Genomic DNA, 13498 nt, shown 5'->3' on the forward strand with positions numbered 1-13498 from the left:
AGCCACTCCTTTTATTTGTGTTGTCCGTAATACGCATTTTTTCCGTGTTTTCGTAAATAATGTTTATCTAAAATCCGTTGAGGCAGCTCTTCTGAAAATGAATTAAGCTGTCTGGTAAATAAATTCATCTTGCATACTTCATCTAGTACGACTGCGTTCATTACTGCACTTTGCGCATCTTTCCCCCAAGTAAATGGACCGTGTCCGTGTAAAAGTACCCCTGGAATTGCTAAGGGATCAATTTTGCGTTCTTTGAATGTTTCTATGATAACTTTTCCTGTTTCATATTCGTACCCGCTGTCGATTTCCTGTTGTGTCAAAAATCGAGCACAAGGTACCGATCCATAAAAAGTATCTGCATGCGTCGTCCCCATCGCAGGAACATCCAATCCTGCTTGTGCCCAGATCGTCGCCCATGTCGAGTGAGTATGGACGATTCCTCCAATTTGAGGAAATGAACGATATAAAACAGCATGAGTAGGCGTATCCGAAGAGGGATTGAGTTTACCTTCAATGATATGATTGTCCAAGTCCACAACGACCATGTCGTCTGCTGTCATCTCTTCATAACTGACCCCGCTAGGTTTGATAACGAAATATCGTGTTTCAGGATCAAAAGCGCTCACATTTCCCCATGTATATTTGACAAGTCCGTGTTTAGGCAAGTCAAGATTTGCTTGGTATACTTCTTCTTTCAGTTGTTCCAGCATTTTCTATCACTCCTTTTTCTTGCAATTGATGAATCGCTGTTTTTTCAATGTCGATCCCCTCACGGTAACGACTCATAAATATCTGATAGCCTGCTATTTCTTCTGCTGAAGGTGTGATGGTGATTCCTTGGTCTTGTCCAAACACGTCTTCTGCCAAGAAGTTTTCTAAAGATTTCCCATGCTGATCTATCATATAGGCTGCTAATAACGCGATCCCCCACGCTCCACCTTCTCCGGCTGTGTCCATCACTGTAACTGGTGCCTCCATAGCAGATGCTAGAATCCGCTGTCCAGCTTCTGGTGTTTTAAAAACCCCCCCATGCCCCACTAAACGATCAATTTGGACATCCTCAGATTTCAATATATCCATTCCGATTCTCATTGCGCCAAAAGCACTGGCTAAATGGATTCGCATGAAATTCGCTAAATCAAAACGGCTACCTGGTGTACGTACAAATAATGGCCTTCCTTCATTTACTCCTGTAATGTTTTCACCGGAAAAATAACCATAAGAAAGTAATCCCCCGCAATCCGTATCGCCTTCTAGCGCTTTATTGAATAATACCGTGAATAATTTATCTCTGCTTATCTCCATACCCAAAGAATTGGTAAATTCTTCAAAAATACTGACCCAAGCATTGATATCCGAAGAGCAGTTATTCGTATGAACCATGCCTACTAGTTCTCCTGAAGGTGTAGTGACCATGTCGATTTCCGGATGGACATTTTCTAGTTCTTTTTCTAATACGATCATAGCGAAGGCGGAAGTACCAGCCGAAATGTTCCCTGTGCGTTTGGCTACACTATTCGTAGCGACCATACCGGTTCCTGCATCTCCTTCTGGCGGACAAATCGGGATTCCTGGCTTCAGGTTTCCCGTAGGGTCAATCAGATAAGCCCCTGATTCGCTTAACTTGCCAGCTTCTTTTCCTGCTACTAGAACTTTAGGCAAAATGTGATCCAAATCAATCGCTACATGCTCTTTTTCGACTAACTGACCAAAAATATTTTTCATTTCTTGATGATAGGTTTTCGTTGAAGGATCGATAGGAAACGTGCCTGATGCATCTCCTACGCCTAGTACTTTCTCACCAGTAAGCTGCCAATGAACATATCCTGCAAGCGTTGTCAAAAAATTAATTTCTCTCACATGTTCTTCTTTATTCAAGATAGCTTGATACAAATGAGCGATACTCCATCTCTGCGGAATATTGTATTGGAATTTTTCCGTTAATATTCGTTCTGCTTCTTCAGTGATTGTATTCCGCCAAGTACGAAATGGTACTAGTAACTGTTCCTTGCTATCAAAAGCTAGATAACCGTGCATCATTGCACTGAACCCAATCGACCCGATCGTTGTAAGATTCTCGCCATAGATTTCGAATACTTCTGCTGCCATTTTTCGGTAACTGACGCGCAGTCCTTTCCAAATATCTTCTAATGAATAGGTCCAGATACCATTTTCTAGTTTGTTTTCCCACTCATAACTACCAGCGGCAATAGGAGTAAAAGATGAATCAATCAATACAGCTTTGATTCTAGTTGATCCAAACTCAATTCCTAAAGATGTACGACCATCTATGACATCTAACATACTTTGCGCATTTACTTCCTTCATAATGATTTAACTCCCTCCTTCTCGTCAAACCTGATCAAACCGTCTTTTTTAGTAGCGCTTACAATGATTATTGTATACTTTTGTACGTACATGTCAAGTGGTTATTTTCAAGAATATAATAAAAAACGCTTGTTTTGTACGTACATAAGTTATAGAATGAGATTGCTTACAAAATCTGATCAGCCGCCTTCTCGAAATTCTAGAAGGAGAGAATACGAAGCTGAACAGGAATTCGAACAAATCCAGCTGAATGTCAAACAAGAAAAGACAACCGTAACTTCTTGGCATACTTTGTTTTTAGAAAAGTATCGTTCGTTAGTTATTGCCGGTATTGGTGTAGCAGTATTCCAGCAATTTCAAGGAGCTAATGCTATTTTTTACTATATTCCGCTGATCGTAGAAAAAGCGACTGGGCATGCAGCGAGCGATGCATTGATGTGGCCGATCATCCAAGGAATCATTTTAGTTGCTGGTTCTTTGCTCTTTTTGGTTATTGCAGACAAGTTCAATCGGCGAACTTTATTGAAAATAGGCGGTAGCGTGATGGGACTTTCTTTCATCCTACCAGCTGTTTTAGGAACTGTACTGGATGCTCATACAAATTCGTTGTTAATTCTCTTGTTTTTATGTATTTATGTCGCATTTTATTCTTGCACATGGGCTCCACTGACATGGGTAATCGTAGGCGAAATATTCCCATTAGCTGTCCGCGGGCGAGCATCTGGCCTAGCCTCTTCTTTTAATTGGATTGGTTCTTTCCTAGTCAGCTTGCTTTTTCCTGTGATGACTGCTTCTATGTCTCAAGAAATCGTTTTCGGTATTTTTGGGATCATCTGCTTTTTAGGAGTTTTATTTATTCAAGAGATCGTACCGGAGACTCGTGGGAAATCTTTAGAGGAAATCGAACAAAGTGCATCTAAAAAAACTTATCCTAAACGTATTTCTATCCATCATTCTTAAAGTGGTCGTGACAGAAGTGGTCAGCTTCAAGAAATAAGAAGGAACCGCTTAGTTTCGAGTCACAAGGACCAAGTTCAAAAAATAGTTTCTCATGTTTGATGATTTTTGTCACAGCCCCAAATTGATATAAAAAATAAGAGGCGGTAAAAACCCGTCTCTTATTTTTCGTTTTCTTTTACTGTTTCCCGTTCAACTAGTACAGGCTCATAAAGAATATTCGGCTGTACCTGTCCTTTTTCAATCGTTGTGACGATCCACCGTGCGGCATCTTGTCCCAACTTTTCTTTTGGATGAGTCAATGTTGTCAATTTTTTATTTCCTAAATGGCTTAAAGAAGAATCGTCTGTTCCTACGATCGATAGGTCATCTGGAATATGATAGCCATTTTCTGTCAACTTATCTAGCAATAAACTAGCTATTTGATCGTTATAGCAAATGATGCCATCTAAAGCTTGTTCTTCTTTCAACCGTTGTACTGTTTTTTCAGCAATTGTTTCTCGTGTTTCCGTGGTGAAAGTAATGATATCTTTTGTCAAAAATCGCACATTATACTGTTCACACGCGCTGATAAAACCTTTCATCCTGTATTTTCCTTGAAGATCGTCGATTTTTGTGATGAACAACAGACGTTGATGTCCTTTTTTTATCAAATATTCTGCTGCCATAAAACCGACTTTCACATCATCTAAACAAATATAAGAGGCATTTAACTCTTCATAAGCAGCATTGATCATCACCATCGGAATGCCTTTTTCTCTCAAAGCAACATAAAGTGCTAAGTTTGGGTTATACTGATTACTTTTCGTAGGCTCAACGATTAAACCATCTACTCCATAAGCAATCATTTTCTTCAAACACTCTTTCTCCAATTCGTGATCGTTATTCGTACTGGCTAAAAGCAATGAATACCCAGATTCTCGTAATTCGTTTTCGATTCCTCGGATAATCGACGGAAAAATATAATCAGAGAGATATGTGGTGATGACACCGATCGTTTTTGTTCTGTTCAATGGTGTTTTTTCTTTCTTATAGCTGTCATCTACATATGTGCCCGATCCTTTTTCTTTACGCAGATAGCCCTCATTTACCAACACAGCGATTGCTTGCCGAATCGTATGTCTGCTGACGGCATATATTTCTTGCAGCTTGAATTCTGAAGGAATGGTTGTATTTACTTCGTATTCCTCATGAAGGATCTTTTGTTTTATCTCATCTGCAATGTCTTGATATTTTGCCATTTACCTTGCCCCTTTTTATTTGTACGTACATATATCATAACGAGTCTGCAAGGTTTATTCAAGCAAAAATCAAGGTTTCTTGTTCTCATAAGTCATACGGTACAGGTTCACCAAATTCTGGAAATCCTTGCTCATTCCACGTAAAGCATTGCGCGTTCGCGTGCCGATTGGGATTGTCTAATGGATCCCCTTTTTGGTTCTTCTCTGGTCGAGCATGATAAATCAAAATATCAAAGCATCCATCTTCTGAAAGCGTAAACGAGTTGTGACCAGGCCCAAATTGCTTATTTTTTTCAGAAGAAACGAATACTGGCTCCGATAATTTATGCCATGATTCATTTAATAAAAGATTCTTGTGCTCATCAGCCCACAGCAGACCCATGGCATAGTTTTCATCCGTTGCACTACCAGAATACGTAATGAATATTTTCCCATTACGAGTAAGGACTGCTGGACCTTCATTTACTGAAAAACCCCGTTTTTCCCATTCATACTCAGGTATAGAAAGGAGGAGTTGCTCTCCCTTTAACGTCCAAGGATTAGCCATTTCGGATAGATAAAGATTAGAATTCCCAGCAATTTCAGGATCTTGTTGAGCCCACACGTAATATAGCTTTCCCTGAGAAGAGAAAGTTGTTCCATCTAAACTGAAAGTTTCCCTTTTCGTTTTTATTTGTCCCTTTTCTATCCAATCTGTATTCATTGGATCCATATGCTGATTTTCAAGTACGAACATGCGGTGATGATGGGATTCATCACGTATGGTTTTATGATTGCTTGCAGCAAAGTAAATGTACCATTTTCCATTGATATAATGGACTTCAGGTGCCCAGATCAATTCACTCATCGGTCCTTCTTCATGAGCCTGCCATACAATCAGGCTTTCAGCATGTTCTAATTCATTCAGTGACTTTGCCCTTCTTAATTCAATCACTTGGTAGCCGGGAACCGATCCTGTAAAATAATAATAACCATCTGTATGTTTATATACCCAAGGATCTGCCCGTTGCTGAACGATAGGATTATTATAAAGTGTCTTCATCATAACAAATTTCCTCACATTTTCTTTATTCTAATTACATTCCAAGAGTATTTTTCTATCCCTACATTTAACTCGTCATGTTTTTCTATTGAAAAATAGTTTATTTCAGGTTTTATCTTTTCTGGTTCTTCACGTGTATTTTTGTCCAATAGATCACTACTGGTCAATGTGTAGTGCTCTCCTTGATCTAGCAAATTAAAATCATGTTCAATCGTTACATTTTGTTGTTCATTAGTGCGATTAATCAAGAAAATAGTCAGTTGATTGCCGTTATCTACGACCACACTGTCTACATAAGGAACTTTTTTTATCTTTTCACAATCATAAACAGGGCAAATGATTTGTTGTTCCAATACTTGACCTTTAGCATATTTCGATAAGTGTTGCATCACATAGTAAGTTGGATTCTTCCATGCTTGGCCTTTAGCATCTGTTAGTATTAAAGGTATTGTGTTTACTAACAATGATTGACAACTAATCTTTACGCGATCTGCATGTCGTAAAATAGCCAATCCTAATGAACCAAATAATAATGTATCCTCCATAGTAAAGTAACACCAATCAATGGGACTACCGATTTCAAAATCCCTGTGTCTTTTTTCCGGTTGGGCATGTACGTTCCATTCATCGAACGCTAGATACATTGTTTTCTCACTTCTCAAATATCCTTTTACATAATCACAAGTAGCAACGATCTCTTCAATTTGACGATCGAATCGATAAGCTTTTGCCAGGTATGTCGCTGTATCATCACGCTCATTTTTAGGAGGTTTAGTCAAGTCTTCTTCATCATACTTGTCAATATAGTTATGCAAAGCTAAATAATCTACGTTCTCATATGCTTCTTCTAATGCGATACGATCCCATTCAGGGTACGATGGTAAACGTGGCGTAGAGCTTCCAACTAAGATTGTTTCAATTGAATCATCTACTAACTTCATGACTTTCGAGGCTTCATTTGCTAACCTACCATATTCATAAGCACTCTTAGCACCCACTTGCCATGGCCCATCTAGCTCATTCCCTAAACACCATAATTTAACGCCAAAAGGTTTTTTTTGCCCGTTTTTTATTCTCAAATCACTCCAGTAGGTTCCTTTTGGAAAATTACAATATTCTACTAAATTTTTTGCTTCATCGATTCCTTTTGTTCCTAAATTCACTGTGAATATCGGTTCCGCTTGTACATGACTGATCCATTTAAAAAATTCGTGGATTCCAAAAGAATTTGGTTCTATACCTCGCCATGCTAAATCAATCTTTTTTGGTCGCCGTTCTTTCCTACCTATAGTATCCAACCAATCATAACCAGATGTAAAGTTCCCTCCAGGATAGCGAATGACACCTAATTCCAATTCCTTTACATAAGAGAGGACATCTTGTCTAAACCCGTCACCATCAGCTGTTTCATGGCTCGGTTCATAAATCCCTGTATAGACGACACTTCCCATATGTTCAACAAATGAGCCAAACAGCCGAGAACTGATCTCTCCTACTGTAAAATCCTCTCTGATTTTTACTTTTATTTCTTCGTCCAACAGCTTTCCCTACCTTTCATTTCCTATAGTCAAGATAATAGATACAAGTTTCCAAACGCCACCAGCAAAGATAAAAATAAACGGAGGAAAAAGAAATATGAGTAGTACAAAACCTAATAACAAAGCGCAACAAAGAATATTTCTCAAAAAATCAAAAAATACTTTCCATGTACTTTGTTCAAAAATTTGTAGAAACGAAGTATCTTTATTTTCAGAAATCACATATACCCAGGATAAAAGAAACATGGAATAAATAAGTGAAACTACATATCCACTAATTGAAAGTCCGATTGTCTGTTCTTCTAATAATTGATTAACAAGAAAATAAATAACGGTCGTTAACATACTAAGGAACAAGTTCTTACCAAAATGTTGCTTCATTCCTTGAAAGAAAAAATAAATGATGTGTCCTGATTCCTTACCTTTCCATTGCGCCATTACATAAAAAACAGCACATGTAGCAGGCACGATAGTAATAACCGGCAAACACACGATTACCCAGAGAATTCCTAATAAGATGTAATCAGAAACCACAATCAACTGTCCATAAAATTTTGTCTCAACTATTTTCATCTTCCTCACTCTTTCATTCCAGACATAGCTGTTCCTTGAACAAAATATTTCTGTGCAAAAATATAAACCACTAGTAATGGCAACATTGAAATAACCGTTCCAGCCATTACAGGTCCATAGAAAGAAATGTTCTGCCCCGTAAATAAAGCTAGCCCTGCTGGTAAAGTTCTCATTTTTGAACTACTTGTCAATATCAATGGATAAAGCAAGTCATTCCAACTATTCATCAGCGTGAAAATCCCTAATGATAAAAGAGTAGGTTTGCTCAATGGCAACATGATTTTCAAAAAAATATTAAACTCACTTAGTCCATCAATGCGTGCTGCCTCTTCCAAAGAATCTGGTAAAGTGATAAAAAAGGAGCGCATCATGAAGATACCAAATGCAGTTGTCATACGAGGAATGATTAAACCTGCATAAGTATCAAGCATGCCAAGCAAATTGACTTCAATAAATAGAGGAATCATGAAGACTTGGAATGGGATCATCATTGTCAGTAAAACGAAATAGAACAAAACTGATTTCCCTTTGAAACGCATACGAGCAAATGCGTACCCCGCAAGAGAATCAAAGAATACAGAAGTAATCACTGTCCCTCCAGCAAAAATTACTGTATTTTTGATGTAATCTAATAAAGGGATCGTTGTCCAAACCTTAATATAGTTATCTAGGGTATAGCTGTCTGCAAATATTCTAGGCGGAAATGAGATAATGTCTTTTTCGTGTTTAAAAGAAGAAATAATCAGCCACAAAAAAGGAAAAGCAATAACAAACAATATAATTAGCATACTAATCGTTCGAATGATTTTTTTACCACTAACTGCTTTCCTCTTATTCACAGTAACTGTAATCGAGCTTTCTGGTGCCATACAGAGTTCCCTCCTATTTCATTTGTTTTTCTTTCCGTGACATGTACACATTAGTGGAGATAGCTATAGTTGCAACAATGATAAACAAAACCGAAGACAATGCTGATGCATAGCCCAATTCATAAGGTGCTGTAAATCCTCGACTGTAAATATATTGAACAGCTGTTTCTGTCTTAAATTGTGGGCCACCAGCGGTTGCAACATATACTTGGTCAAACACTTGCATCGAACCAATCAGATTCGTTAAAACACAAAAACCTAAGGAGGGAACGATCTGAGGTAGTGTAATGTTAAAAAACTGCTGCCGATTTGTTGCACCATCCATTTGAGCAGATTCATACAAAGAGGGAGAGATTCCCTGAATAGCAGTCAAGAGAATCGTCATAGTAACACCAAAATTCTTCCAAACAGTCATGATGGCTACAGTTGGCATGGCAAGAGTTGGATCGCGAAAAAATTGAGGAATCGGCAAGCCGACTTGTGAAAACAAGTAAGGAATCGCCCCTACATTCGGATCAAGTAACATAGAAAAAATAATCGCAATTGACGTCAATGAACAAATAACTGGAATGTAAAACGTTGAACGACAAAACCGATTGAATCTGGTATTTTTAGATAATGCTACTGCTGCTAATAAACCAACAATAATTTGTGTTGGCGTTTCAAGTACGGTAAAATATAAAGAATGAATCAACGAATTAACTGCTCGTTCATCACTAAATATACGTGTGAAATTTTCAAAACTTACAAAATTTCTTGATGTAAAGAAAATATTCAAATCTGTAAAACTAATAGCAAATGTTCCTAAAAGCGGTATGACAGTAAATAATAATAAAACTAAAAAAGATGGAGTCAAAAACAAATACGCAGCACGTTCAGGGCGATTCCAATATTTGGTGAATCCGTTCATATAGTCCACCTCATCTTTCATTTTGATAAAATATACGAGCTTGGTTTAATCGAATCTGAATAAGATATCCGAACGATCGCTGTGATTTCTGCAATAACACCTATCTGCAAACACTACGTCGATCATTCAGATATCTGTATCTTGTTAACAGTCTATCCTATATAAAGGTCTGTACTATTTTTGCAATAATTGATTGATGGCATCATCTGCATCGTTCATGAGTTTCTCAGGGTCTTCTCCCGCTAATAATTTTTCAATCAATGGGTTGATGATATCGTTATTAATCGCAGAGATTTGGGTAAAACCTGGTAAATATGGCTCTGCATAGTCCATTTGTTTCGATAATTCAGAAACAATAGGATCATTTTTGACTTCTTCATCTTTTGCTACTGAATCCAAGTAGGCAGGAAACCCATTTTCGATACTCCATTTTTTACCAATTTCAGTTGTATTCCAATATTTCAAAAACTCATAGATAGCTTCTTTTTTATTATTATCTGTACTTGCCGGAATGGCATATCCTACGCCATCTAAAATAGCTGTTTTTTTGTCCGAGTCACTCCCTTGTGGTAAGGTAGTCACATTATAATCAATCTCGTTTGCTTTCAATCCGTTATTTAACCATGGCCCATTGATTTCAATGGCTAGTTGACCAGCATTCATTAAATTGTCCATTTCGGCGCCAGAAATCGATTCTGGGCCAGTCTTGTCTACATGAATCATTTTTTGGATCGCTTTTAACGTTTTAAGGTTCTCAGGAGAGGCAAATTCAGACTTAGTATAATCATCGTTCACTAATTTACCGCCATTTGCTAACATCCAGTTATATAATGGTGCAGTTCCATCCTTATTGAAGACAAAACCTGATACATTTTTACTACTATCAGTTAATTGTGGTGCCATTTCTGTCAATTCTTCCCAAGTAGTAGGTGGTTGTTCAGTGTCTAAACCAGCTTGTTTAAACAAATCATTATTCCAATACATATACATTCCTTGTACCTGCATGGGGACAAAATACTGTTCACCTTCTACTTGACCTAATTCAACAGCCGTTTCTTTAAAATCAGATTTATCTACTCCATCATATTCCCAGAAATCGTCTAATGGTTGTACCGCTCCGTTTTCTACATACTGTGCAAAATCTGGATAATTTAATGCAATAAAGTCAGGTGCCTTTTTAGAAGAAATCGCTGTAGGAAGTTTTTCATTCAAATTGGCCCAAGTCATGATATCCATTTCAATTTTGATGTTTTTATCATTTGTTTTATTAAATTCATTAACGATTTCTTGCAATATTTCCCCATCAGATGCAGTAAACCCATTCCAAAAAGTCAAAGTCACTTCTTTATCAGAATCAGATTCTGCTGAACTTCCGCCACCACAAGCACCTAAAATACCTGTTGCAACTACCAATAAAGAGCCAATTAACCATTTTTTACCTTTCATTTTTTGTTCCTCCTTCATCTGATAAATAACATCTGACTACATTCCAAGATAGCGGTTTCAACAAACAATTGATTTTCCCATCTTCAGCTTTTACATTCGTTGAATGACTTGGTTTTACTTGTTCACTTTTAGGAAGATTGGTTGCTTTCGTATCAAACCCACTCATTTCAGAAAAATCAATCACTCCTGCTACTGATAATTCAGACAAGCGAACAGTTAGATTCATTTCTTCTTCTCCACGGTTAACTGCAAATATGACAAGTTCTTTGTCATTTATTACTGCTACACTTTCTAAATACGGCACTTCTTCAAAATCTTCCGTCGCATAGTTTGCTGAATGAATTTGTGGGCTTAACACCTCTCCTTGTCCATACATAGCAGCTTGCATAAATGGATAATAAATCGTCTGTCTCCAAGCTTCTCCGTTTGTTTCTGTCCTGATTGGTGCAATAACATTTACCAATTGAGCAAGACAAGCTATCTTTACTCTGTCTGCATGTTTCAATAAAGTGATTAATAGACAGCCTAATAGTAATGCATCTTCAAAATTATAGTTATCTTCTAGTAAAGGAGGAGCAATCTGCCAAGGCGCTGCTTGCTCATCTTGTTCCGCTGAATGATACCAAATATTCCATTCATCAAAGGACAGGTTGATCTGCTTCTTACTATGTTTCTTCGCCTTGATTGTATCGCACATCGCTGTCACTTCAGAAATGAACCGATCCATGTCCAAGGAACGTGCAAGATAATGAGAAAGATCATTTTTTTGGTTGCCATAATATTGATGAAGAGACAAATAATCTATTTGATCATATGCTTGATCAAGGACTGTTAACTCCCAATCACCAAATGTAGGCATTTGCCGATTAGAACTTCCGCATAAAACCACCTCAATTGAATCATCTACGAGTTTCATCGCCTTAGCCGTTTCCGCTGCTAACCGTCCATATTCTTCTGCTGTTTTATGACCAATCTGCCAAGGACCGTCCATTTCATTCCCTAAACACCATGTCTTAATTCCAAAAGGGCTCTCTTGACCATTCGAACACCTTAAATCACTCCAATAAGTTCCTTTAGGAAAATTACAATATTCGACTAAATTACGAGCTGCATCTACCCCACGAGTACCCAGATTGACAGCCATATTGATTTCGGCCCCTACATGCTGACACCAGTTATAAAATTCATGAATCCCAACTTCATTCGTTTCAATTGTCCGCCAAGCTAAATCCAACCTTTTGGGTCTACTTGCTATGGGACCAATACTGTCTTCCCAACGAAATCCTGACACAAAATTTCCACCAGGATATCTAATCATGGGAATGTTCAATTCTTTTACTAAGTGAATGACGTCTTGGCGAAATCCACTTTCATTAGCTGATGGATGATCTGGCTGATAAATCCCTTCATATACCGCTCGTCCCATATGTTCAATAAATGAACTATACAACCGCGGATCAACTTTGCCTACACGCTTGACACTACTAATCAACATTGTGGCTTCCATAACTGACCTCCTTTAATTTATACATGAATAATACACCCCATTGAAAGCGTTGTCAATAATAAAAATGTTAAATCTATTTATTTTTATCCATTATAATTAATGTAAATATTAATCATGATTAAATCAAATAATTCAATATAGCTTTCATTAATAAATATGTTAATATAGAAGAAAAACCTTTTAAGCGGTGATATATATGCAACTACAAATAAACGAGGAATCCTTACCGGTATATGAAGCATTAGCTAGCAAGACAAGAATCAGGATCATTCAGTTGCTTTCCAAAAAGAAGATGAATGTCAAAGATTTGGCAAAAGAACTTGGAGTAAGCAGCGCGATCACGACGATGCACGTGAAAAAGTTAGAAGAAGCGAACATCATCAAAACAGAGAAAATAGGACAACAAAAAATTTCGAGCCTTCGTGTCGATAAAATAGATATCAGTTTCCCAGAAAAAATATTCAATGCTTTTGACACGAAAGAAACATCGATACCTATTGGTCACTATACGAATTATGCAATTGAACCGACATGTGGTTTAGCGACGATCCATGACTTTATCGGAAAAGTGGATGAACCACGCTATTTTGTGGATCCTCGAAGGATGGATGCTCGTATCCTCTGGTTTACCAGCGGGTTTGTCGAGTATCAGTCACCTAATTTTTTGAATGCAGAGGATACATTAGAAATGTTGGAAGTTTCTGTGGAAATTTCTTCTGAATTTCCTTTTTCAAATGACAATTGGCCTTCCGATATCACTTTCAGCCTAAATGGCGTAGAGCTAGGAACATGGACGAGCCCTGGAGATTTTGCTGATATCCGCGGGAAATATACGCCTGATTGGTATCCAGATAATCTTAATCAATACGGCTTGCTGAAGACGATCCGAATCACCAAACATTTGACAAATATGAATGGGGAACCTTTGTCAGACATCACGATCAATGACATCCCTAAAGATCAAGATACTTGGCATTTGCGAATCGAAGTGAAAGAAGATGCCGAACATGTAGGTGGCTGTACTTTATTTGGTAAAGGATTCGGTAATTACGACCAAGATATCAAATTAAAAGTTTACTACAGCTGA

Annotated in this window: 11 protein-coding genes and 1 pseudogene; 2 read left to right on the forward strand and 10 right to left on the reverse strand. The window is 37.7% G+C overall.

The window, feature by feature from the left end:
• Window positions 1–11: 11 nt before the first annotated feature.
• Both OZZ83_RS05610 and OZZ83_RS05615 read right to left on the reverse strand, forming a co-directional pair.
• Window positions 12–710 carry an L-ribulose-5-phosphate 4-epimerase gene (locus OZZ83_RS05610; protein WP_002320379.1) on the reverse strand — a complete coding sequence of 233 codons (699 nt, stop codon included), beginning with the start codon at window positions 708–710 and terminating at the stop codon, window positions 12–14.
• On the reverse strand, window positions 667–2328 hold the full coding sequence (locus OZZ83_RS05615; RefSeq protein ID WP_325066021.1) for a xylulokinase: 1662 nt from the start codon (window positions 2326–2328) through the stop codon (window positions 667–669). Before OZZ83_RS05615 ends, OZZ83_RS05610 begins: the two co-directional genes overlap by 44 nt.
• A gap of 210 nt (window positions 2329–2538) precedes the next feature.
• On the opposite strand from OZZ83_RS05615, the pseudogene OZZ83_RS05620 reads away from it, so the two are divergent.
• A pseudogene (locus OZZ83_RS05620) lies at window positions 2539–3288 on the forward strand (MFS transporter); the annotation flags it as partial.
• A gap of 158 nt (window positions 3289–3446) precedes the next feature.
• Here OZZ83_RS05620 and OZZ83_RS05625 read toward each other — a convergent pair.
• The 8 genes from OZZ83_RS05625 to arfA form a co-directional block, all read right to left on the reverse strand.
• Window positions 3447–4526 carry a GntR family transcriptional regulator gene (locus OZZ83_RS05625; protein WP_002310067.1) on the reverse strand — a complete coding sequence of 360 codons (1080 nt, stop codon included), beginning with the start codon at window positions 4524–4526 and terminating at the stop codon, window positions 3447–3449.
• Window positions 4527–4611: 85 nt separating this feature from the next.
• Entirely contained in the window at window positions 4612–5571 is a 960-nt protein-coding gene (locus OZZ83_RS05630) for a glycoside hydrolase family 43 protein (RefSeq protein ID WP_025478093.1), read from the reverse strand.
• Window positions 5572–5582: 11 nt separating this feature from the next.
• Window positions 5583–7094 (reverse strand): alpha-N-arabinofuranosidase, encoded by a 1512-nt coding sequence (locus OZZ83_RS05635; protein WP_171025442.1) that lies wholly within the window; start codon window positions 7092–7094, stop codon window positions 5583–5585.
• Between the two features lie 21 nt (window positions 7095–7115).
• Window positions 7116–7679, reverse strand: a complete 564-nt coding sequence (locus OZZ83_RS05640) for a YesL family protein (RefSeq protein ID WP_002316806.1) — start codon at window positions 7677–7679, stop codon at window positions 7116–7118.
• A 5-nt stretch (window positions 7680–7684) separates the two neighbouring features.
• Window positions 7685–8548, reverse strand: a complete 864-nt coding sequence (locus OZZ83_RS05645; protein ID WP_002310062.1) for a carbohydrate ABC transporter permease — start codon at window positions 8546–8548, stop codon at window positions 7685–7687.
• A 13-nt stretch (window positions 8549–8561) separates the two neighbouring features.
• Complete coding sequence (locus OZZ83_RS05650; RefSeq protein WP_002335207.1) at window positions 8562–9458, reverse strand: carbohydrate ABC transporter permease; 897 nt, start codon at window positions 9456–9458, stop codon at window positions 8562–8564.
• Between the two features lie 174 nt (window positions 9459–9632).
• Window positions 9633–10922 carry an ABC transporter substrate-binding protein gene (locus OZZ83_RS05655; RefSeq protein ID WP_278023430.1) on the reverse strand — a complete coding sequence of 430 codons (1290 nt, stop codon included), beginning with the start codon at window positions 10920–10922 and terminating at the stop codon, window positions 9633–9635.
• Window positions 10894–12411: an arabinosylfuranosidase ArfA gene (gene arfA, locus OZZ83_RS05660; RefSeq protein WP_002310058.1), complete on the reverse strand. Its 1518-nt coding sequence runs from the start codon at window positions 12409–12411 to the stop codon at window positions 10894–10896. Before arfA ends, OZZ83_RS05655 begins: the two co-directional genes overlap by 29 nt.
• 196 nt (window positions 12412–12607) lie before the next feature.
• On the opposite strand from arfA, the gene OZZ83_RS05665 reads away from it, so the two are divergent.
• Window positions 12608–13498 carry an ArsR/SmtB family transcription factor gene (locus OZZ83_RS05665; RefSeq protein WP_002310057.1) on the forward strand — a complete coding sequence of 297 codons (891 nt, stop codon included), beginning with the start codon at window positions 12608–12610 and terminating at the stop codon, window positions 13496–13498.

This window comes from Enterococcus sp. E5-162, assembly GCF_035725965.1.
GTDB classification, from domain to species: Bacteria; Bacillota; Bacilli; order Lactobacillales; family Enterococcaceae; genus Enterococcus_B; species Enterococcus_B lactis.

Bases quoted from the DNA above. Each gene is read 5' to 3' on its own strand.
- OZZ83_RS05665 (WP_002310057.1), top strand. From the start codon at position 12,608: ATGCAACTACAAATAAACGAGGAATCCTTACCGGTATATGAAGCATTA.
- OZZ83_RS05640 (WP_002316806.1), bottom strand. From the start codon at position 7,679: ATGAAAATAGTTGAGACAAAATTTTATGGACAGTTGATTGTGGTTTCT.
- arfA (WP_002310058.1), bottom strand. From the start codon at position 12,411: ATGGAAGCCACAATGTTGATTAGTAGTGTCAAGCGTGTAGGCAAAGTT.
- OZZ83_RS05610 (WP_002320379.1), bottom strand. From the start codon at position 710: ATGCTGGAACAACTGAAAGAAGAAGTATACCAAGCAAATCTTGACTTG.
- OZZ83_RS05645 (WP_002310062.1), bottom strand. From the start codon at position 8,548: ATGGCACCAGAAAGCTCGATTACAGTTACTGTGAATAAGAGGAAAGCA.
- OZZ83_RS05655 (WP_278023430.1), bottom strand. From the start codon at position 10,922: ATGAAGGAGGAACAAAAAATGAAAGGTAAAAAATGGTTAATTGGCTCT.
- OZZ83_RS05615 (WP_325066021.1), bottom strand. From the start codon at position 2,328: ATGAAGGAAGTAAATGCGCAAAGTATGTTAGATGTCATAGATGGTCGT.
- OZZ83_RS05630 (WP_025478093.1), bottom strand. From the start codon at position 5,571: ATGATGAAGACACTTTATAATAATCCTATCGTTCAGCAACGGGCAGAT.
- OZZ83_RS05625 (WP_002310067.1), bottom strand. From the start codon at position 4,526: ATGGCAAAATATCAAGACATTGCAGATGAGATAAAACAAAAGATCCTT.
- OZZ83_RS05650 (WP_002335207.1), bottom strand. From the start codon at position 9,458: ATGAACGGATTCACCAAATATTGGAATCGCCCTGAACGTGCTGCGTAT.